This window comes from Pedosphaera parvula Ellin514 (assembly GCF_000172555.1).
Lineage (GTDB): Bacteria > Verrucomicrobiota > Verrucomicrobiia > Limisphaerales > Pedosphaeraceae > Pedosphaera.
Map to the genome: position 1 here is coordinate 25,818 of NZ_ABOX02000032.1, position 24,002 is coordinate 49,819.

9 protein-coding genes and 1 tRNA gene are annotated in these 24,002 nt (G+C 53.5%); 3 read left to right on the forward strand and 7 right to left on the reverse strand.

Going from position 1 to position 24,002, the window contains the following annotated elements; genetic code table 11:
• Positions 1–154: 154 nt before the first annotated feature.
• A complete protein-coding gene (locus tag CFLAV_RS32820; protein WP_007416838.1) occupies positions 155–2,458 on the reverse strand; it encodes an outer membrane protein assembly factor BamB family protein in 2,304 nt (767 codons plus the stop codon).
• Positions 2,459–3,421: 963 nt separating this feature from the next.
• Positions 3,422–7,288, reverse strand: a complete 3,867-nt coding sequence (locus CFLAV_RS20995) for a beta strand repeat-containing protein (RefSeq protein ID WP_007416840.1) — start codon at positions 7,286–7,288, stop codon at positions 3,422–3,424.
• Positions 7,289–8,133: 845 nt separating this feature from the next.
• Between CFLAV_RS20995 and CFLAV_RS21000 the strand changes: the two genes are divergently transcribed.
• Positions 8,134–17,502: a carboxypeptidase regulatory-like domain-containing protein gene (locus CFLAV_RS21000; protein WP_040549672.1), complete on the forward strand. Its 9,369-nt coding sequence runs from the start codon at positions 8,134–8,136 to the stop codon at positions 17,500–17,502.
• Positions 17,503–17,517: 15 nt separating this feature from the next.
• Positions 17,518–18,576, forward strand: a complete 1,059-nt coding sequence (locus tag CFLAV_RS21005) for a hypothetical protein (RefSeq protein ID WP_007416842.1) — start codon at positions 17,518–17,520, stop codon at positions 18,574–18,576.
• Between the two features lie 18 nt (positions 18,577–18,594).
• On the opposite strand, the gene CFLAV_RS21010 is transcribed toward CFLAV_RS21005, so the two are convergent.
• From CFLAV_RS21010 to panC, 3 genes are all read right to left on the reverse strand, one after another.
• Positions 18,595–18,669, reverse strand: a tRNA-Val gene (locus CFLAV_RS21010).
• Positions 18,670–18,702: 33 nt separating this feature from the next.
• Positions 18,703–20,301: an L-aspartate oxidase gene (gene nadB, locus CFLAV_RS21015; RefSeq protein ID WP_007416843.1), complete on the reverse strand. Its 1,599-nt coding sequence runs from the start codon at positions 20,299–20,301 to the stop codon at positions 18,703–18,705.
• A gap of 1 nt (position 20,302) precedes the next feature.
• Complete coding sequence (gene panC, locus CFLAV_RS21020; RefSeq protein ID WP_040549688.1) at positions 20,303–21,166, reverse strand: pantoate--beta-alanine ligase; 864 nt, start codon at positions 21,164–21,166, stop codon at positions 20,303–20,305.
• 91 nt (positions 21,167–21,257) lie between these two features.
• Between panC and CFLAV_RS21025 the strand changes: the two genes are divergently transcribed.
• Complete coding sequence (locus CFLAV_RS21025; RefSeq protein ID WP_007416845.1) at positions 21,258–22,001, forward strand: 3-keto-disaccharide hydrolase; 744 nt, start codon at positions 21,258–21,260, stop codon at positions 21,999–22,001.
• A gap of 74 nt (positions 22,002–22,075) precedes the next feature.
• On the opposite strand, the gene CFLAV_RS21030 is transcribed toward CFLAV_RS21025, so the two are convergent.
• Both CFLAV_RS21030 and CFLAV_RS21035 read right to left on the reverse strand, forming a co-directional pair.
• Positions 22,076–22,414: a glutaredoxin family protein gene (locus CFLAV_RS21030; RefSeq protein ID WP_007416846.1), complete on the reverse strand. Its 339-nt coding sequence runs from the start codon at positions 22,412–22,414 to the stop codon at positions 22,076–22,078.
• A gap of 67 nt (positions 22,415–22,481) precedes the next feature.
• The gene (locus CFLAV_RS21035; protein ID WP_040549673.1) at positions 22,482–23,984 is read right to left on the reverse strand and encodes a glycoside hydrolase family 10-like protein; all 1,503 of its coding nucleotides are present in this window, start codon (positions 23,982–23,984) and stop codon (positions 22,482–22,484) included.
• Positions 23,985–24,002: the final 18 nt, after the last annotated feature.

Consider the following 24,002-nt stretch of genomic DNA (forward strand, 5'->3'; position numbering starts at 1 on the left):
GTATATTGGAGCACAAAAGTTCCCTCTGCCCTCTAAGCCCGCACCCACAATCACACCCCAAAAATCAGCCTTCAACCGGCCAAAGCCAAAAAAGCCCCGGCACAATTTGCACCGGGGCTCAAACAACATGCCAAAAGGCATTGAACTTTGTTACTTAAGGCCGCTTTGCAATCTGCATGCCATTGATCATGGCAATGGGACCATAGGATGAGCTATCAGGCAGCACGTTGAGTATGACCGGCTGGCCGCTAGCCACTGGAACACCACCGAAGAGCACATACTGCTGGCCATCGATCCAGGTGGTCGTATTCCACGAAGCAGAACCCACCACTGTCGTGGCCTGCGTGCCGTAATCAATTGAGTTGCTGACCAGGTTGAAGATGGCATTCTGATCATCCGCCGCACCGTGGCCATAGACGTAAAAGTCATAGGTGCCCGCCGGCAGATTGGTGACGGTCACAGTGAGTGTGCCCCAGTTCTGGGGATAGATGTAGCCGTCATACATGCCGTCGCTCACCGGATTGCCCCACTGCCCGGGCGCGTTGTTAACCGTGACGCCAACCGTGGAACTGCTGGAGTCCGACCACTTGAGGTTGCTCACCGCCGCGGAGGCAACATTTGGAAACCGATAACCGTTCCAAAAGTCGCTCGTGGTCAGGCCCATGGCGGCAAATCCAACCTTGTCGGCGTCCGCCGCCGCAAAGTTGATGTTCATCAGGTTGGTAGTGGGCATGGTTACAGGGGGCAACAAACCGGCGGGTACAATCTGCACGCCGTTGATCATAGCAAGGGGTCCGTAGGCCGAGGCATCCGGCAGGACTTTGATCGTGACCGGCTGATTGCTTGCTACCGAAACCCCTCGCATGACCTCATACTGCAGGCCCTCCTGCCAGGCCGTGCTGTTCCAGGAAGTAGAACCCACCTTGGTGGTGGCCTTGGTGCCGTAGTCGATCGAGCCGCTCACAAGGCTGAAGATGGCGTTTTGGTCGTTCGCCGCACCGTGGCCATAAAGGTAGAAGTCATAGATGCCTGCGGGCAGGTTAGTGACAGTCACAGTGAGAGTGCCCCAGTTCTGGGGATAAATGTAGCCATCATACATGCCATCGCTCACCGGATTGCCCCACTGCCCGGGCGCGTTGTTAACCGTGACGCCAACCGTGGAACTGCTGGAGTCCGACCACTTGAGGTTGCTCACCGCTGCGGAGGCAACATTTGGAAACCGATAACCGTTCCAAAAGTCGCTCGTGGTCAGGCCCACGGCCGCAAATCCAACCTTGTCGACGTCCGCCGCCGCAAAATTGATGTTTATGATGGGCGGGTAGATCGGACTCGCCGCATTCGCATTCCGCACCGGATCTCTCTGTCCCATGGGCCATGCGGAATTTGCCAGACTGCTGGTGCCGTACAAGGCATAAAGATACCCGTCATCTGCCGTTACATACAAAGTGCCGTCGTTGCCTATCGCCAGAAACGAGTAAATACCGCCGATAGACGTGTACGACCATTTCAAACCTCCTCCACTGTTGAGAGCGCCGATTTTTCCAGTTGGCTCGGAGGCCCCGTAATAAATAGTACCATCTTGAGCAACCGCCGGTGCAGACTGGTCGAAGTAAGATCCATTGTAGTGCGACCACTTCAACGTGCCGTTTGGATTGATGGCCAACAAGTTTCCTGTTAGCTCCCCAACATAAACAGTCCCATCCACACCAATCACTGGCGAAGTCTCTATGGATGCCGCAGCTGAGTAGGACCATTTTTGAGTGCCGTCTGGATTGATAGCATACAACATATTGGCTAACGAGCCAATGTAAACCGTGCCATCCGAGGCAATGGCAGGGGATGATAGGCCGGTGTCAGTGGCAAAGTTCCATTTTTCTGTTCCGGCTGGAGTAACGGCATGAAGTAAGATGTCAGTACCCGCAACGCTGACTTCTGCTATATAAATGGTGCCATCGGACGCAACCGCTGGCGAATTGTAAGCCTGGCCGACAATTGGAAACTGCCACTTGAGAGTTCCATCAGGCTTAACAGCATATAGGTACGAGTTATAAGTTATCGTTCCAAAGTATATGGTACCATCCGAACCAATAGCCAGATTACCAGTCGTATCATCAGCCAGATATGTCCACTTCAATGTGCCGTCAGGGTTTATGGCATACAGTTTTTTATCCGCACTCGAGACATAGACGGATCCATCGGGGCCAATGCTCGGTACGCAGGCAATATAACCACCAGTGGTGTAGGTCCATTTGAGTGTCCCATCCGGATTTAAGGCGTAGAGTTTGTTATCCCAGGAACCGATGTAAATCGTGCCTGTAACGGGGGAGATTGCTGGTGCGTTATGATAACCCGAAATCGGATACTTCCACTTCAATGTTCCTGGTGTTTGCGCAGACACGGAAGCTGACACCACCATCCCAAGGATGGCACAAAGGCACTTCAGATAATTTGCTTTCATTTATATATATGATTGATTTTTTATTTCTCTCGTTGCCGACTCGACCATTTTCGGCCGTTCGGCGTGACAAACCGGACACAGGCAACCTTGAAGGGCGCGTGGTTCAGTTTCTTTTTGTACGACTTTGTTCAAATGTCGGCCACGTTACGGGATTCAATTTTCCCCGCAGTGAATGACATCTCTTTCAACTCCTTTTTGAACAGACCTCGTTATGATAACCAAGTCAGAAGTCCCGCCACTCTAAAACGATTTTGCGCTATAGCAAACTGCAATGGGTCAATTCTGAAAAGTAGAAGCCCCGCTAATAAACCTACTCCTGACGAACATCTGCTCCTTTAAAGTGCAATGGCACTGTATAAAGGCCGACGAATAATTATCTCTTTGGCGTTGGCATGATGAGAACACGCTTCCTGGAATCGCGCGCGGTTTGCGCGAGCTTAAAAAGTGCTCGGCACTTTCCGTGCGATCATTTGAATTGGGTCAACGATAGTGTATGCCCGTCCGGATCTGAAACCAGGCCACCAAAGCGCCGCTGGGCGCATGCCATATACCATCCTCAACTGCGTCATACCTTCATAACGTTGAAAAGCTACTCCGCCTGCACGCAATCGGTGCGCGCCCGGCTTTCAGAAGTCCAGAAAAACTAAATCAACGATCTTGGAAATTTCCGAACGTGGAAATTTTCTCCCGCTACTTCCTCAACCCATTCCAAATCTCCCACAGCTTCTTCGTCGTATCGATATATGATTCATCGGCTGCCTGCTCTGATTCCTCCGGTATCGGTTTGATCACATCAATCATTCACCAAAATCCATTCAAATGCACCCGCACTTCGGTTTATCTCGGAGCCGGATAATCATCCCCAAAAAGCCAAAAGGAGAACCCGTTAAGGTTCTCCTCTCTGAAGCTGATGCGTTTAACCTGTGTTACCTGCCCAGGCAGTCAACACGGTTTATGCGCACTCTAAGGCTGGGCCGTACGGTAATAACGAGCGGCGAAATTGGTTGAATCCAAATCAATATAAAAGAACAGTCCATTCGTACCGGCTGTATTGGTGCCAATGGTTGTCCAGTTAATGCTGGGAGTCAAATTCGTCGCCGCCTGGATCAAATAATTCCGTCCGGGAATACCGGCAAAATTGATCTGCATGTTTCCATCACCAGTGGTGTTGATGCCGGTGATATTGGAAGGTTGCGTATTGTCTGGCGGAGCAATCGTCACGGTAACCGTGGCCGTGGCACTGCCGCCAAAACCATCGCCCACGGTATAAGTAAACGTATCGCTTGTAACATTGGTGCCTGGTGGCGTGTAAAATACTTCGGTCGCCGTCATGCTGATCGTTCCACCCTGAGTGCTGTTCGTGCTAATGCCAGTAACCACGAGCGCATCCGAATCTGCATCCGTGTCATTGCTTAACAAGGTGGCGATGGAAACCTTGGTGCCAGCACCATCCGGACGCTGAATCGCATCGTCCCCAGCCGAAGGTGCAATGTTCACCACGAGGCTTGAACTCAAACTGTTCGTGCTCCCCAACACATTGGTGCTTCCAGAATATTCGGCAACCAGTGTATGAGTGCCATGGGCAATGACTGCGGTATTCGTGTTGGCGACGCCGTTCGTCAGGGTCACCGGATCACCAAACGGGGTGCCATCCAGCACGAATTGAACCGCGCCGTCTGGTACCGCCAAACTGGGCGACACCGCGCTCAAAGTTGCAGTGAGAGTCACCGCGCTGCCGGTGGCCACCGGGTTCGCCGAAACCGAGACCACGTTTGTAGAGGCGGCATTGGTCACTGTCACTATGCCATCAACCAAAGCCAAAGCGTAGTTGGTCGAGGTGAGCGTGCCCAGATTGTTGGTGATAACGTAGGCACCAACGGGGCTGTTGGTATCCGCATCAGTCCCCAAAACTGGAGCTCCGGCAACGTCACTGGTTCCCAAGTTTTGACCATTGGCAAAACCGGTGTACGCGACGGTGAAGATGGGATTAGTCGCGCCGTACGGCCGCGAAAGGTTGTTTGCAGTAACAGTTAACGGTGCCGGGTTCACCGTCAACGTACCGGCCGCATAGGTGATGGAATAATTGTTGGCACTGAAGGTCCCACCCGTCGCCGCACTGGGCGTGATGGTATAGCTGCCACCCGCGGCCGAGGTAGCCGCACTGCCGGTGCTGGCCAAAGTGACCGTGCCGATGGTCTGTCCATTCAGCAATCCGCTGCTGGTAAAGAGCGTTTTGCCCGTGCCGACCGACAGAGTTTGACCATAAGTTTTCGTCTGGTCATTGGCAGTAACGGTCAACGGGGCTTTCGTGACGGTCAGAGTTTTTGTAGCGTCAGATGACCTGCCCAAGGTGGCGTTTCCTGCATACGAATAGGTGACTGCATAGGCAGTGGCTGAAAACGGTATGGTAGCGGGATTGTAGTTGATGGAAAAGTCACCGGTCGCATCATTAATGGTGGTGGTCTGAGCATTGCCATTGATGGTGACGGTGACCGTTTCGCCGATGTCAGGATAGACTGGCCCAGTGGCGCTGAGAGTGCCGCTCAGGGTCAGAGGTGTCGTGCCGTAAACGATGCTCTGATTGACAGTCAAACCGGAAAAAGTCGGTGCTGTCTGCACAATTAGGTTTACGTTGCCGCCACTGACCACGATCGATCCACTGGTGCCTGCAGCCAAACCTGTCCCCTGTATCGTAGGAACAGAGTTCGGGGTGCCGCTGATGACGCCCGTGGTTCCATCACCCACTTGAATCAACCGGTAGGTTCCAACATTCAAGGGAGTAGCAGCAGAATTTGTGACCGTAATCACATTGTTGTTCAGAGTCAAAGAGCCTTGGGAAATTACCAAAGCTGGATGCGCGGTATCCCCGGTGAAGGCTGTCGGAACGATGGCCAGCGCGACGGGCCGCGAGGCCAGACTCACACTGGTTCCGCCTTTGATGGTAGCCGGGACAGTCGTACTAATGGCTTGGAGCGTTGTGCTGCTGCTGAGAGTGTAGGAGCTAATGGCAGATACATCAAAGGTTGCACCCGCAGCAATATTAATAATCGGTGTGCTATTAATGGTTCCAGAACTGCCCAAGACAAGTGTACCGCTGCTAACGATCGTATTACCACTATAGGTGTTCACCGCGTTAAGGGTCATGGTGCCCGCTCCAACCTTGGTGAAGGTGGCGGCAGCGGCCCCACTGATGATGGTATTGATGGTAGTATCCCCGGGGCCACCCGCGCTGGTCGCGCTGGCCAGATTTACGGAGGAGAGTTTCGCGGCGGCAGTACCCGTTCCGCTGCTGAGTGTCAGAGTTGGCGCGGATGTGTAACCGCTGCCTGGGGCAGTGATGGAAACACTTCTCAACGTAAAGTGGGTTGCGTTGCCGGTGCCGGTCGGAGCCGTGCCAGCTGTCCCGATTGTGCCGCCGCTAAATGTGATTGTTGGTGTGCCGGTAAACCAATCGCCCGCGCCAGTCACGGTGATGGTGGTGCTGATCACACTGGGAGATGCACCAGCCAGGGCGCACGTGGCTGTAGCGCCGAATCCGCCGCCGCCGCTAATCGTGACCGTCGGTACCGCTGTGTACTTTTGGGTGCCAGCCGTAATGGTGAAGCTTGCGGCAGTCACGCCGAGATCCGCCGCCGCAGTGGCCCCGCTCCCGCCGCCGCCAGTAACCGTTACAGTGGCTGGCGCGGTAATGCCACTACCTGCGGCAGTGAGTGTTGCCCCCGCCACGGAATCCCCCTGAATGAGGACTGCTGACGAGGATAAATTGCTGTTAACCAGCGCGCCAGCACTGCTGATTCCGGTGCCGTTCAGCAGGAGGGCTGCATTGATATTCGCTACACCATTCAGATCAATTACGGCACCACTGGCAACGGTGGTGGCCGAATAACCCAGCGCTGCACCGTTGCCGATCTGAAGAGTACCTGAGCTAATGGTTGAGGGGCCACCGTAGGTGTTGGCACCGGAAAGCTTCAAAGTGCCGGCGGTTGTCTGTGACTGTTTAGATAGGCCACCCGTCCCACTGATGGTGCCAGTGAGATTTGCAGTATTGTCGGCGCCACCGCCAACCCCGAGGGACAGGGTAAACTGGCCCAAATTCCAGTTTCCACTATAGGTGGTGGTGAACGGGTGACCGGTTGTGGATAAATTTAAGCCACCTGTCACACCAGCGGAGAAATCATTGGTAATAGTAATGCCATCCGCTTCAGCAATCAGCGCACTTCCCCCGGTGCCCACGGTAATCAGACCGGTTCCAAAGGAGCCAGTGCTGTTAAAGTTTATAAGCCCGGAATTTATCGTTGTGCCACCGGTGTAATCATTGCCGGCGTTATCCAGGAAGATTTGTCCAGATTGGGATTGGACTCCACCGGTGCCCGTTAATTTGCTCTGGATTTTCAGAAAACCAATGCCGGTTCCGGTTCCGCCAAAAAAGCCCTGCTGATTCAGACCTGGCCCGGCACCGCCAGTAGGATCGATGGTAAAAACGCCTGTGCCAGTAATGGTAACGGTTCCAGCAACGTTGCCGTGAAGCATGCCGACAACGGTGTGATTAGCATTGGCGGTGACGGTATAAGGGCTGGTGGTATCAGTGGCAGCAGCAAACCTTGGAAAGTTGTCCTCCATCCAATTGCCCGTGGCAGCGGTGCCGCCGGAAACAGTGGCCCAATTTGCGCCTTCCCATAAACCAGACGGCGCTACCCCACCCGACCCAGCGGCAGTGCCATTAATGTCCCAATAGTAATTTGCCGCCTTGGTAGGACTGGCTAGAATACAAGCGAAGAGGCATATACCAGTCGGAATGAATCCTAATGAATTGTGGGTAGGTTTTTTCACGGCATTTTGTTCTGAAGATTGTTAACCAAAAGTAAACAACAAACGTCCCAAAGTTATGAGCATTCGCTCACAACCCAAGTATTGCGTTGGCTTTCAGTAGATACGGCATCCTCCCAAATAAAACCCATACGTCAAATCATTTTTGAAATATTATATGCTGATAAGATTACTCAGCTAAACGCCCTGCAACTCGATTACGATCAGCCTGAACTTTGGGCTCAAATGCGGTGGGCTGAAGAGGCAAAACAGCGAATGCCAAAGAGGAACCACCAATTGTCGCAAACATGCAACTCGCATCCAGAGCATTGATGCCCTAAAAGCTGCCAACTTCCCGCGTTCTTTAGCGCCTTCAAACGGACGGAAATGACCACCGCACTGTGAGCCGCAACCATCCCCGCCCTAGTGGTTTTGGCGTGCAGAAAGATCACGGATATCGGTCGGATTTGCCATCTCCTGGAGCCCGTAGATTTGATGAATTAACACGCCTTTGAGCCTCGGATTCCTCCTTTGCAGTGTCAATTTACAGGACACTGCCCAACATTGTAGGACATTGCCCGACATAATAAGCCATTTTCATACTCCGTACCCAAGCCCTTATTAGACTTGCTAAAAAAAATCCCCCATGCGTTTCATTTTCCACACGCAACATCATAACATGCTGAATATAAAGTTGTTATCTGTTTCATAAAGATTATTTAAAAATCTAATTTTGCGGGTATTTCGATTCACATGGCAAATCTCCTGCTGTGCGGCGGGAGGCATCACAAGTCACGCGACGCCATTTCTGTAAGGCCGGTTTCAACAATCCTTGATCAATCACTATGACTTTTAGTCATCGGTATAAAATGAAACATTTTATTTGCAGTCTGTCACGAGCCAGACAGGCTCTCTCAATATCGGCATGCCTCTTCACATTTGCGTTTCAAGGCACGGCCACTGCCCAGGCGCTGCAACAGGTGGTCCAGCAGTTTTTTGTGCCGTTCCCTGAAACAGACTTCCAGAACTCGGTCAAGGGCATCGACACCACCGGCACACCAGCCAGCACAGATCTCAATAGTATCATCTCCATCGCGGTTGGGACGACTAATACCGTCATCATTTACGACCATTGGGAGGACGGTTATGAAAACGACATTAATAATCCCATCCAGCTAACCACTCAAATCTGGGGTGATGGCAATACCAACAACGGCGTGGCTCCTGGACATCCTAACGACATCCTGCAGCCTGGCGATGTCATCGTCCTTACGAATATAGTTTCCCTTCCTCGCAATCCTTCAGTCCTTAAATACGATGGTCGCGATCGCATCGCCGCCACCAAGGCCGTGACGGTCACACGTGCCGCCTGGGCGCTGTCTCCCGGCACACTTCTGATGAGTGGCACTGAGGTTTATGATACCACGCGCTGGGGTACTTTCTTCAAAATCCCCGTTGGCACGAACGTCAATCCCGCCATCCAAAGCTTCTCCTACTCATCGCTTCACATAATCGCGTCACAGAACGGCACCACCTTGCAGGTGGACACCAATGGAGATGGCGTCCCTGACCGCACAACCACCTTGAATATCGGCGATTCCTATTTTGTGAACGGTGGGGTTGCCGCGGGCGCAACGGTTACTGCCAGCAAGCCGGTACAAGTCCACCAAATGACCGGGCGCATAGGTTCAACTTATCAATCGCGCACCTTCGCGATTCGCCCCTTCAATCAGTGGGATACCAGTTATTACGCGCCGGTTGGCACCAGCCTCTCGTCCGAAGTTCACGATGTCTTCGTCTTCAATCCTTACAGCACAAACATCAACGTTCTTTATGCCACCAAGGTTGGCACCGGTGCCCTCTCAGTGCCAGCGGGCAATAATTATAAGTTCCCCATGCCGTTGAATTCCGGCGCCCACTTCTACACCACCAATGGTCTGCCCTTCTATGCTGTTGGTGCCAACGACGCCGGCGGAACGAACACTGCCAATAACACTCATGATTGGGGTTACGCTCTTCTGCCGGAAGCCGCGTTAACACCTCTGATTGTCGTCGGTTGGGCGCCTGGATCAGATGATCTTGCTTCTCCTGCCGGCCCCGATGCAAATGGCAGCCCGGTATGGATCACCCCAACCAAACCCACAACCATCTACGTAAATTACAGCGGCAATTATACCGTCGGCCCTAACATCGCGCCGAATGGACAACACTACAACGTCGCCTATTCCCTCGCCGCTTATCAATTTCAGACAGTTTATAATCCGACCACCAAAAACATGACTGGAGCCCGCATTTTTACAGCGGATGGCACCACCTTCGCCGCAGCTTGGGGTGAAGACGCTTCCAAAGCCGGATGTTGTGCTCCCTACTTTGATGCTGGCAATACGATCATCCCTTTCCCGGTCCCAAAAATTTTGAAAACTTCCCGCCTGGCTGTCGATCTGAATGGCGACGGCTTGTCCGGTTGGGGTGATACTTTGGAATATACGGTTCACGTGCAGAACGAAGGCATGCTGGCTCTCGGCAACGTACTCGTGCTCGACGGCTTGCCCAGCACAATTAACTATGTGCCGAACTCCACCACAGTGAATGGCGTTCCAGTAGCCGATAATCTGGTGCCACCTGCAAATACTGCTTTCCCGCTGGACGAGAATGGATTGGTCCTGCCGCAGATCCTTGTGGGCGGTTACTCGGACATCAAATTTCGGACAATAATCAATAGCGGCATCACCAGCATCACGAACACGGTCTCAGCCGAAGGAGCCGGACAGCCGGTGATAAGCACTGACACCGTTGTCGTATCGCCCTCCACCAATCAGTATCCAACTGTTACCATCGCGTTTACCGATGCCTCCGGTACGCCCGTATCATCCTACCTCATCAACAACAGCATTTACGTTAAATTGACCGACACTGCGCAGAACACCAATGCCAGCACCGCTCAAACCTTGGTTGTAGCAGTAACCAATCTCTCCAATGGTGACGTGGAGTCAGTGACTCTCGCTGAAACTGGCGTCAACACGGGCATCTTTCAAAGCACCGCGCCGCTTGCTTCATCCACCACCTCGGGCGCTGGGGCTCATGATGGTACTCTACTGGCCTTGAGCGGGAATGCTCTCCAGGTTGGTTACACAGATCCGATCACCGCCAATTCCGATTCAGCGCACGCAACCGTCTCAGCTGCTGCATTGCCGGCGGTTACCAAACGTTCTCAGTTGGTCACCGACCTGAATAATGATGGCAGAATCGGTTGGGGCGACACTGTGGAGTACACCATCGCTCTCACTAACAGCAGCGCGATTATAATTACCAACCCCGTCGTGAGTGATACGTTGCCTGCCAATGTCACCTATGTGACAGGCACCAGCACCACCAACGGAGTTGCCATCGGGGACAGCGGCGTCACTCCATTCCCGCTCGACGAGTCAGGCTTTCAGTTGCAGAACATCCCTGCAAACGGCGCTGTCAGTGTGAAATTCCGAGTCACCGTGAATTCCGCCACCAGCATTTCAAATTCCGTTCTGGTCACTACGGCCAATGGCTCTGTTCAAGCCCAGGATGTTGCTGCTGTATTGCCCCCACCACCGTCATGTAACTTGAGCTTCAGCGATGCCCTCGGCAATTCAGTAATCGCCTACGCTCAAAACAGCAGCTTGTATGTTACTCTCTCTGACACTTCCCTCAATATTGATTCTACGACCGCTCAAACGTTGACCTTGTTGGTAAAGAATATATCCAACGGTGACGTGGAATTTGTCACTCTGACTGAAACCGGCACCAACACCGGCGTTTTCCGTAACACTACTCCGCTCCCTTCTTCCACCACCACCGGCAGCGGCACGCAGGATGGCACCCTTTACGCCCAACCAGGTCAGAACCTGCAAGTCGACCACAACGGCGCGCTGGGTGAAAATTGCTCGGCCACAGCCTCCATCGTCCGCCCGGTTGAAATCAAAAAACTTTACTTAAGCGATCCCGGCCAAAGCCTCGACCGTATCGACCCCGTGGCAACAGCTGACACCACGACAGCCAACAGCTCCACCTTGGTAGGCGCCAGCAGCAGCTTTGCAACGATTACCCTGAACGCCTCCTCTTCCACGAATGGGAACGGCTCCAGCTTGACCTTTGCCCATACCACGGGCGCTGGAACAAACGGTCTTCTGTTGGTAGGCGTGTCCACTGACAACTCCACAACAGTAAGCTCAGTTACCTATGGCGGAATCAATCTCACCAATGTGGGAGGAGCGACCGCACCGGGCAATCCCAAACCGCGCGCTGAAATCTGGAGTTTGCCAAATCCGCCTGTCGGTTCCAATAACGTGGTGGTCACCTTAAGCGGAAGCGCAAACATTGTTGCTGGTGCAGCAACCTTCACCGGCGTCAGTCAGACTGCGCCACTTGGCAATTTCACAGGCACTTCTTCCAGCTCAGGTTCACCGTCCGTGTCGGTAAGTTCTGCTTCGGGCGAATTGGTTTTCGACACAGTCTCCGCTGGCGCCTCTGTTACCCCGGGCGCAGGTCAAACCCAGCGATGGAATCAAACACAAGCAGCCATTTCTGGTGGTTCAAGCACGCAACCAGGTGCTGCCAGCACTACGATGGCTTGGACTGTAAACGACAAGTGGGCAATTGGAGTAGTGCCCATCAAGCCCGCATCAATCAGCAGCGGAGGTGGCAGTGGTACGAATAACACTCTCTTCACCCAGTCTCCGGCAATGTGCAAGAGTTTCATCCTCCCTGCCGGCCAAACCATCGCAGTTACCAATTACGTGCAGGTCACCAGCGGTTCCCTATCCGCCACTCCGAATGTCACTGCGGTGTTGCAATATGGCGGTACCACTTTCGCGACTCTGATCAACCCTATTTACAACAGCGGTTCCGGAACGCTCGCCTGGATGGGCACTCTCACCACGAATGTCACCGTCCCTCCGGGTCAGGCGATCACTCTTTGGGTCACCAATAACGAAGCTGCGGCCAGCTTCTCCATACAGTACGACAGCACGACAAAACCGTCCGCAATCAATCTGCCAACCACCACCATCATCAATATTGATGCTCTAGATCTCTATGATGCCCCATACCCGGCGGGCAATCCAATCAACAGCGCCTTCAATGGCCAGACTGTTTATGTGCGTTCCAGCGTCAGTGATCCATTCGGCTCATATGACGTCACCCATGCTCATCTTTCCATCACTGATCCGGGCTTGAATACCTTGAATGTCTCCCTCACTAATTCGTCGGTCGTGGCCGATGATGGCTGCGTCAAGACGTATGAATACGCCTGGGACGCCGATAGTTTCCAGGGAGTGCATAACATCCAAGCCATCGCTTATGAAGGCACGGAAGGAATCACCAACTCAGCTGGCATCTCCATTGTTGTGGCATTCCCCGATGGTGGCACGCCCAGCGTCACCACGTTCATTGATGCCCTCGATAACCCGACCTATAGCTACAACGCAAACCAAACGATCTGCGTTGAGGTGGTGGATGCGAACATGAACCAGAATCCAACCGCGGTCGAAACCGTGACAGCGGTCATCACCACCAGCAGCGGTGATAGTGAAACAATTATTCTCAGCGAAACGGACGCGAATTCAGGTGTCTTCAAGGCCTGCATCCCAGCCAACACCAGTGCCACAGTTCAAAATGACGGCACCTTAAACGCACCTGCTGGCAGCGGCCTGACTGTTACTTATACCGATCCAACCAACCCTCTCGACACCAGCAGCGACAGTGCGATCATCAAGACGGTAGCGAGTCCAAACCCCGTTATCAGTCTATTCAAAACACTTGTTGACCCAGCAAACGGGAATGTGCTGCTCGGTCAAAACGTGCAGTTCAATATTCAGGTGGTGAATCCCGGCTCGGTTACTGTCACCAATGTGAAACTCACGGACACCTTCCCGTCAGCTCGACTTCAGTTCGTCAGCGCCACCCTTTCGCCCGATGGCACCACGCTTCCTGGCACTCTGACCTGGACAAATCTCGGCCCGCTAAACCCGGGCCAGAGCGTCACCATCAGCACGTTCTTCACTGCCTCGAGCGCCGGTCCTGTGACCAATTCCGTGTCTGTATCCGGCACCACCAACGTCGGTCCAGTTCTAGTGGCCGCAACCAACATCAGTCCCGCGATTTCCCTCACAAAGACATTGGTTTCACCTCTCTCTGGCCCGGCTTATATTAACGACACCCTTGTCTACCAAATCGCCGTCACAAATATCGGTAATACCACGATCACCAGCTGGCCGTTGCAGGATCAGTTTAGTGCGAGCTGCTTCCAATTTGTTGGAGCCAGCGTGCCCCCCACCGGTTCCGGTGGCGGCATCCTGCTCTGGACTGGCTTCCCGTCGCTGGTCGCAGGTGCCAGCACCAACATTTACGTCACCAACAAGGTCACCGGGTCATGCGAGCCAGCGCTGAATACAGCAGATATCAGCTTCGGCGTGGATCAGTTTGGCAACCCGGTTCCACCCGTCCAGAGTATCGCCAGCATCACGAACATAGGTGCTAACATCAGCGGCACCATCTACTATGATGCGAACTCAAACGGCACTAATGATTTCGAGGACAGTCCGCTTTATAATGTAATTGCCTACGTGGATCTGAACAACGATGGCGTGCGGCAGCCAATCGAACCTTTCACCCTCACCGCCACCAATGGGCAATATCAAATCACGAGCCTCGCTGCCACCAACTATGTGGTGCGCGTGGATACGAATACCCTGCCAGCAGGTGTCCGGCCAACTTACGACCTGGATGGCACGAATACCGCCAACGCCATCAGTCTCACCGTGACCAATGGACAAAATATCACCAACGTTGATTTTGGTTACATCGGCAGCGGTTCCATCAGTGGTTACTTGTGGAACGATATAAACGGCGACGGCATCCTGCAGTCGGGTGAACCGCTCCTGTCCGGTGTAAAGGTCTTTGTGGATGTTAACGGCAACGGTGTGCGTGAAGCTGGCGAACAGTTTGTTGTTACCGCCGCGGATGGCTCCTACCTCATCAGTAACCTGGTATCGAACACTTACCGGATCACGGTGGATCTCTCCACGCTGCCAACCGGCGTGAATCCAACCTTCGATGCCGATGGTATCGGCACGCCAGACGTTGTGAATGTGGTTCTCGACGCAGGACAGGACGCGGCGAACGTGAACTTCGGCTACATGGGAAGTGCGAATCTGAACGGGTTGGTAACCGATATTTTGACAGGTCAGCCAGTTACTGCTGCGACGCTTTCAGTAGTGGATGGTTTGGTAGTGACGCAGACCGCGACCAGCGATCTTACAGGTTTCTACACCATTCCACACCTTTGGGTTGGTGCCGCTACTGAGACAGTGAGCAGAACCGGCTACGTTTCAACAAACTTGAGTCCAACGATTGTCTCCGGCCCCAACACAGTCAACGTACAGTTAACACCTAATACTCTGACGGGGCTCGTTACGGATGCCATGACAGCTCAACCGATTGTTGGTGTGACTGTGCAGTTAATTGATAATCTTGGCATGACGAACACTGCCACGACAGATGGCACGGGACATTACAGCATCGCAGTGATTGCAGTGGGTTCCGCCAATGTTACCGCCAGCAAAGTCGGTTATGCCTCAGCAACCGCGACTCCATCAATTGCGCCAGGAGCCAACACGCTTGACTTGCAACTGTCCGCGAACACTCTCACCGGCTTGGTGACGGACGCATTCACCAGCCAGCCTATTGCAGGAGCAAAGGTCCAGGTGATTGATGCAATCGGTCAAACGAACACAATCATCACGGATGCGACCGGACAGTATGGCGTGACCAACATCGCGGTGGGTTCTGCCAGCATTACAGCGAGCAAGACCGGTTACCTCACGTCCATTACTACTCCGACGATTGTAGTGGGAACCAACACGCAGAATTTGACACTGACTCCCAACACCCTAACCGGCGTAGTTACGGATGCAGCCACGAGCCAGCCGATCGTGGGCGCAAGTGTCCAGGTGGTTGATGCGGCGGGAGCGACGAATGTTCTATCCTCCGGTCCGACGGGTCAATTCGGCCTGACGAATATTGCGGCTGGCGCGGCGACTGTGACCGTGACTAAAGCTGCCTACTACCCCACAAACGCGACCCCAACCTTTGTTTCTGGACCGAACACGTTGAACCTGCAATTGACGCTGATCCCACAGGCAGACGTGGTCACGACCAGCACCGGGCCGGCCAGCGTGGTTTCTGGAGCAAACTTTACCTACACCATCACCCTCACCAATTTGGGACCAGCCACGGCGAGTAACGTGGTGGCATCCGACGCTCTGCCTCTAACTGGCACATTCGTGAGCGCCTCCGATGGCGGCACAAATAATGGTGGCGTAGTCACCTGGCCAGTTATTGCTGCGTTGGCAAGTGGCGGCACAACCAACTTCACTGTGACATTCGCCGCACCGGTCAGTGGCACTTTGACCAATATTGCCTCTTCAGCTGCTGCCACAGGCGATCCTGATCTGACGAATAACAACGGCACCGCTCCGGCTGCAACAGTCATCACAACTGTGACGCCGCAGGCCGACATTGCAGTGCTCAAGACCGGCAATGTCACCGTCCTGGCTGGTGGCAATCTGACCTACACCATCACCATCACCAACCTCGGTCCTTCGACGGCGAGCAACGTGGTGGTGAGTGACACTCTACCTTTGAGTGTGACCTTCGTGAGCGCATCCGACGGTGGCATCCCCACCGGCAACGTGGTCAACTGGCCTGCCATCGATTCGTTGGCCAATGGCGCAGTGACCAACTTCACCGTGACCGTTCAAGCGCCAGTCAGCGGATCATTCACCAACACAGCTTCAGCCACTTCGAGCACGGGTGATCCAGTGCCTTCCAACAACGACGGAAGCAGCATTGGTTCGACCGTGACAACGACTGTGACACCTCAGGCCGACATTGCAGTTCTCAAGACCGGCAATGCCACCGTCCTGGCTGGTGGCAATCTGACCTACACCATCACCGTCACCAACCTCGGTCCTTCGACGGCGAGCAACGTGGTCGTGAGTGACACCCTGCCCTTGAGTGTGACCTTCGTGAATGCTTCCAATGGTGGCATCCCCACCGGCAACGTGGTCAACTGGCCTGCCATCGATTCGTTGGCCAATGGTGCAGTGACCAACTTCACCGTGACTGTCCAAGCGCCAGCAAGTGGATCGTTTACCAACACAGCTTCCGCTACTTCAAGCACGGGTGACCCGGTGCCTTCCAACAATGATGGAAGCAGCTCAAACTCGATTGTCACAACTACCGTGACACCACAGGCTGACGTTGCTGTAAGCAAGTCAGGACCGGCCACGGTAACGCCTGGCACCAACCTGACCTATACCATCACAGTGACGAACATGGGACCATCGACAGCCAGCAATGTCGTGGTCAGCGATATGTTGCCGCTGAATGTGACCTTTGTAAGTGCGACTGGTGGAGGTCTGCTCTCCAGCAACGTAGTCAACTGGCCGACGATTGCCAGCTTGACTAACGGTGCCGCCACCAATTTCACGGTTACTGTAAAAGCTCCGGCAAGTGGATCATTCACCAACCGTGCGCACGCAGTCTCAAGCACCGTTGATCCTAATATGGCCAACAATGACGGCACAGGAGCCGGCTCCCAGGTGATTACAGCGGTCACAGGACCGCAGTTCGGCATTCTCGGTGGTGCGATTGCGCTCAATCCGCAGACCGGGCTTTATGAGCAGCGGGTCACCATAACCAACAGTAGTGCCAGCACCGTGGCTGCCGTGCGTCTGAACGTGGGCGGCCTTCGCACTGGGGTTCGACTTTACAATGCGAGCGGCACGAATGGCGTCAAACCGTTTGTGCAATACAACGCGCCGCTGAATCCGGGCCAAACCGTTGTTTTCACCCTCGAATATTATGTGCCGGACCGCAAACCATTTACCAGCGTGCTGGATGTGGAAGCCGTCCTGCCCGCACAGTCCGCTCCTGCTCAAGGCAACGGTCTCTCGATTACCCGTTCCTTTATTGATACGCGTATCGCGGGCAACCCTCGCCTGGTGATCGAATTCGCCACGGTACCAGGAAAGACTTACACCATCATCTATAGCGACGACAACCTACAAACATGGAAGGTCGCCACGCCTTCAGTCACTGCGACCGCCAACGTCACTCAATGGTATGATGACGGCCCACCCAAGACCGACAGCAGCCCGTCACAAGGCGGCAACCGGTTCTATCGTGTGATTGTGGCCAACTAATCCTTGATTACGAATATGAATCACCATCATCGCACCTCATTCATCCTGGCCGCCTGCACCCTGGCTGTTCCAACAGCCGCCATGGCCGAACAGTCCGACACGAACACGAACAGCCCGAACCATTTCAGTTTCGCAGCACGTGCCGGATTCAACATCTCTGCCAAATTCAAGAATCTGGGCAATCTGACGCTGCATCCGAACCAGCGCACCACCCCGAATGGCAAACCATATAATTATGACAACGGTTATGTGTATAAGGATGTCAGCGGCAGTGTTGACGGCCAAACCTGGAACTGGGGTTATGATAACAGCGCCAGCCAGATTTCCGGTAATACCATTCTGATGAACCGTTCCAGTGTGGGCGCGAATGTCTCATCCCCGAACGGTGTTGATCGTAGCGATGCGAACTACGGCGCAGAGTTTGTCTACAATCGGGAACTCGGGAAGCACGGCAAGATGACCTACGGCCTCGAAGTCGCTGCCAATTACTTGAGGGTGGATCTGAATGATCACAGCAGTTTCTTCGGCAGTGCCACCCGCACCACCGATGCCTACGCATTCACTCCGGGGACAACGCCTCCGCAAGCACCACCTGCATACCAGGGCAGCTTTGACGGCCCGGGATTTGTCATCGGTTCCACCCCCGTCAGTTCGACAGCCGCAGCCCTGCCAGGCGGTGCAGCCATCGTGGGCAACCGGGAGTTCAATGCAAATATTTGGGGCTTGCGCCTCGGACCGTATGTCGAATTTCCCCTCTGCAATACTGTGAATTTGTCTTTGTCCGCCGGTCTCGCGGCAGCGCTGGTAAATGGCTCGGCGTCCTGGTCCGAAACCGCTTTCATTACCGGCGGGGGCACCGCCACCGGTTCGGGAAGCGGTCATGACTTAAGCATGCTCTACGGCGGTTACGTGAACGCAAAAGTGGAATGGCAACTGTCCGAACGCTGGAGTGCCGAAGGCGGTGTGCAATTCCAAACCTTGAGCTCTTACGAGCATAACTTCAGCGGCCGCACAGTGGAGTTGGATCTCAGCCAATCAATTTTTATAACTCTTGGTGCCGGTTACAAATTTTGAATAATTATAGAAGAGAGATGGTGCGCGGTGCAGGTTTCGAACCTGCGACCCCTACCGTGTGAAGGTAATGCTCTACCACTGAGCTAACCGCGCAGCCTGTCAAAACTACCCTGAACGCAGAACTTTTCAAGACTTTCTTAACACTGTATCACGTTGTGCCCAGGCAGGGTCCGCATTCGGATAATCCAAATTGTAATTCAATCCCCTGCTCTCCGGTCTTTGCAAGGCGCTATCGATAATCAATTCCGCTACGGTCGCGATATTCCGCAACTCCAGCAAATCGCTGGTCACGATAAAATCCCAGTAATACTCCTGAATTTCCTCCTGCAAATTGGCAATCCGCTTCTTGGCGCGTTGCAACCTCTTGTTGGTCCGCACAATTCCCACGTAATCCCACATGATTCTGCGAATTTCATCCCAGTTATGCGTCACCACCACCAGTTCGTCTGGATTCGATGCTTTGCCGGATTGCCAGGAAGGTAAATCCACATCGACGGGCGCTACAGGCTTCGACAAAATCTTCAGCGCCGCTCGATGCGAACAGATTAATGCTTCCAAAAGAGAATTGCTCGCCAGCCGATTCGCTCCGTGCAACCCGGTGCAGGCAACTTCTCCCACGGCGTATAAACCGGCTATGCCCGTCTCCCCATCCACATTGGTCACGACCCCGCCGCACTGATAATGTGCCGCCGGAACCACCGGAATCGGTTCCTTGGTGATATCTATTCCATACTTCAAACACGTGGAATAAATATTGGGAAACCGGTCGATGATGAACGGCGCCGGCTTATGTGTAATATCCAGATGCACGTACGGGGCGCCACTCCGTTTCATCTCGCTGTCAATCGCTCGTGCCACAATATCCCTCGGGGCCAGGGATTTCAGTGGATGATACTTATCCATGAATTCCACACCTTCAATCGTTTTGAGCACTCCGCCTTCCCCGCGCACCGCTTCACTGATTAAAAAGGATTTGGCCTTGGGCTGAAACAGGCAGGTGGGATGGAACTGGATGAACTCCATGTTGGCCACCGCCGCGCCAGCACGATACGCCATTGCCACGCCATCACCCGTCGCTATATCCGGATTGGTCGTGTAAAGATAAACCTTTCCACATCCCCCCGTCGCCAGCAAAACCGTGGGTGCAACGAACGTCTCCACCTTGCCACTCGCCTTATCCAACACGTAAACACCCAGGCAACGATTCGGTCCGGGCTTCCCCAGCTTTTGACTGGTGATCAAATCGATTGCGAAGTGATTTTCAAAAATGGCGATATTCGGCTGCGCTGCAACATTCGCCAGCAACGCCCGCTCGATCTCCCGACCGGTGACATCCTTGGCGTGCAGAATACGTCGCTTGGAATGCCCGCCTTCCCTGCCAAGATCCAGTTCCTTCATGCCATGCGATTCCGGAACTTCACGCTCGGAAAACTTCATCCCCAGTTCAATCAGTTCGTGAACGCGCGCCGGACCTTCCTCAACAATCGTTCGCACAACGCTCTCCTTGCACAAACCAGCCCCGGCCTCCAGCGTGTCGCGCACATGGCTTTCAAAAGTATCCTCCTTGCTGATAACGGCAGCTATTCCACCCTGGGCGTAATTCGTGTTCGACTCGGCACGATTCTTTTTAGTAATGATGGCCACCTTGCCGCGCTGCGCCACCTTCAAGGCAAAGGTCAGCCCCGCAATGCCGCTGCCCAATACCAGGAAATCGTATTGTTTCATATCAAAGTTTCGCGTTGTCGATTAACCGCGTTTTTCCGATGAACACCGCCAATGCCATTTGCACTCCACGGCTCACTTTCTCCAACGGCCGCAGTGTTTGCGGGTCAAAGAATGCGATATAGTCAATCCGTGCTGCCGGATGTTCAGAAATGAGTTTGGCGAGTGTCGTTTGCAATTTTTCAGCGGCGATGGGCCGCTTGGAATGGTGAACGAGTCTCTGCGCTTGCTGAATCGCCCGTGATAACGCCAGCGCCTGCGGCCGCTCTTCCAAGGAAAGATACTTGTTCCTTGAACTCATCGCCAATCCATCCGGTTCCCGATGTGTCGGAACCACGACAATCTTCAAAGGAAAATTCAAATCATGCACCATTTGTTGCACCACAGCCGCTTGCTGAAAATCCTTGGCTCCAAATACGGCCACTTCGGGCAGCACAATATTAAACAGTTTCGCCACCACCGTGGTAACTCCTCTAAAATGCGTCGGTCGCGATTCCCCTTCCATGCTCTTCGATAGGTTCTCCTCAACCACGTAGGTGCTAAATCCCCCACCTTCCGGCGGATACATCTCCTTGCTGGCGGGCACGAAAATAATGTCCACCCCCGCTTCACGACACAATTTTTTATCGCCATCCAAATCGCGTGGATAGCGGGACAAATCTTCTGTCGGTGCAAATTGGGTCGGGTTTACATAGATGCTTACCACTACCACCCCCTGTTTACCCACAATCTGACGCGCACGTTTCACCAAACTCAGATGCCCTGCATGCAGATATCCCATCGTCGGCACAAAACCGACTCTCACGCCTTTACGCTGCCAACTCTTCGCCAATCTCTGCATGGCGGAAACGGATGTCACCATTCGCATGGCAGAAAGTTGGTGTACAAGTGCGTAACTATCAATATTATTGTCATCCGTTACCACTTCGGCTAATAATTCGCCTCACACTTTTAATAATATGAAACGCACCACTCTTGGTCTTTCCTTCGCACTCACATTGCTGGCCTCAGCCACGCTCACGCATGCTCAAGACGCCAATAGTCCTCGCATCAGCCAGGATCTGGTTTCAGCTGCAGCAGGATCGAGAGATCCCGGAAATCCTCTCCCCGAAAAGCCCGATCAAGATGGTTGGATCAAACTTTTTGACGGCAAAACCCTCAGCGGCTTCACCGCTCCTGATCCCGGCCAATGGGAAATCAAGGATGGCATTCTCGTCGGTCAGGGACCTGTCAGCCACTTGTTCAGCCCCAACACCTACACCAATCTGGAATTCAAATCCGAAGTAAAGCTTAACCATAGCGGCAACAGTGGCATGTACTTCCGGGCCGCACTTGGCAAAGGCTGGCCGAAAGGTTACGAATCCCAGGTGGAGAACACCAGCCCCGATCCTCAGAAAACCGGCAGCCTCTACAATTTCCACAAAATCACCGAACAACTCGTCCAGGACGATACCTGGTGGACTCAGCATGTCATCGCCATCGGCAATCACATCATCATCAAGATCAACGACAAGATCGTGACCGACTTCATCGACGAAAAAGGCACCTATATGTCCGGCCACGTCGCGTTCCAGCAACACAACCAAGGCAGCGTCGTCATGTTCCGCAATCCTGAGGTAAAACGCCTGCCTGCTGATGAAACAAAGGCCTGGGCTGTTGCAAAAAAGGATATGCCCGACATCAAAGTTGCGGATGCGAAGTAAACCGGACTCATTCCTTAAAACAAAAAACGCGAAGGCTCACACCTTCGCGTTTTTTTTGTAAATTGAACTTTAGCTTACCGCTTAAATTGGAGCGGAGAATTCTGCGGCATCTCGTGGGCGCAGGGCTGATTCGTCGGTGCATCCGGTGCCACGTTGTTCTGAGCCACCAATTTGTTGGCCAACAAATAGGCTTCCACTTCTTCGCCACTGATGTCAGGCAGCATCTTGCCATTGATTTCAACACAAGGGCTGAGCATTTGGCCGCTCTTCTCAATCATTTCCTGGCGTTGAACCGGGTCGTTGATGATATCACGGTCTTCGTAAGGCAGGTCATACTTGCGCATGATGGCACGCACACCCATGCTCCAGCCGCAGGAGGGTTTCAAATAAGCAACAATCTTTGGTTTATTCATAGTCAAATCTGCCTTTAAAGTGCCACACCCTCGCCATTTGGCAATAGTTTCCTTTGCCCTTCTTCAGCTACTTCGATGGATGCTCCTCGCGCTGCAAAACCGTAGGCAAACCAGCCATTCCAGAGCGGTTAACAGCTGTAACGGCTACAATTTCGGGCGTTCCAGCAAGCGAATGGTTTCTAACCTTTTCCGGAAGAATGATGGTCTGCCATTGGCCTTTGGTCTTCATTTGAACCACCCACAAAAAGGGTGCTTCGTTTCCCACCGCTTCCCACTTGAGTTTGCCGCCAACCGCCACGGTTAACCTAGGCTGTGCTGGATTTGTGGAATTCAACCAGGGCGAACCAGGAACAAGTGCCTGACGGCTGTACACACCCTGAGCTAACGCACTGGCCAACCCGCCACGATTTTGAACCAGCCCCTCGGCACTGTAAAGTGCCTCACCAGCCCGGTCTCCTGCCTGTTCGCGGATGATTTGAATTTGCCGGATAATTTCGTTGGCCTTCCATGTTCTGCCAACCTTCTCGGAAGCAATGCCAGGCCAAACGTTCCGATTCTTTGAATTCTGCTCCAACCACCACTTCAGCAGGACGGGAAAGCTTTGTCCCGGCGACTCAACTGCCCAGTAGAGTTGTGGTGACAGGTAGTCCACCCAGCCGTTCATTAGCCATTTGCGAGAGTCTGCATAAATGCTGTCATACGCATTTAGCCCCTTTACCTGCGGCGGATAACCGGGTTGCCAAATGCCAAATGGCGAGATGCCGAATTTCACCCATGGCTTCGCAGCATGGATCGAATCGTGAACGCGGTGCACAAAGGAGTTAATATTCTCGCGACGCCAATCATCACGACTCAGCTTTCCGCCCCCGGCAACAAAACGCTTCCAGGTCTTGGAGTCTGGAAAATCGATATCCCTGTTCCGCGCATCCTGCTGCTTGTACGGATAAAAATAATCGTCGAAGTGAACGGCATCAATGTCATAGCGATTCACCACATCCATCACGACTTTCAACACATGGTCCTGAGCCTCCCTTTCGCCAGGATCCAGCCAAAGCAAATTTCCATATTGTCGAACCAGATCCGGCCGTGTCCTGCTGATATGATTGCTGGAGAACTGCCATTTTTTGGAAGGCTGAGCCGCCCGAAACGGATTGAAATAGGCATGAAGCTCCAATCCTCGCTTATGGGCCTCTTCTACTGCGAACGCGAGGGGATCATAAAACGGTGCCGGAGCCTTGCCCATTGCACCAGTCAGATAATACGACCACGGCTCGATGCTTGAGGCATACATGGCATCACTGCCTGGCCGCACCTGGAAAATGACCGCGTTTAGATTCAGTTTCACTGCACAGTCCAAAATCGCGAGCAGTTCCGCCTTCTGCTGAGGTACTGGCAAACCGGGCTTGGAAGGCCAATCGATATTCACCATGGTGGCGATCCACATGGCGCGGAATTCTCTATTGGATGCTGGTGGTTGGGCTGTGGATGGAATGTAAACGACTGCCGCCGGCAAGGGAAATGCCACAAGCAATGCCAACAACCACGCAAGAACCTGCTTTTTAAAGTTCATCCCGTTTGCTGTAAAACT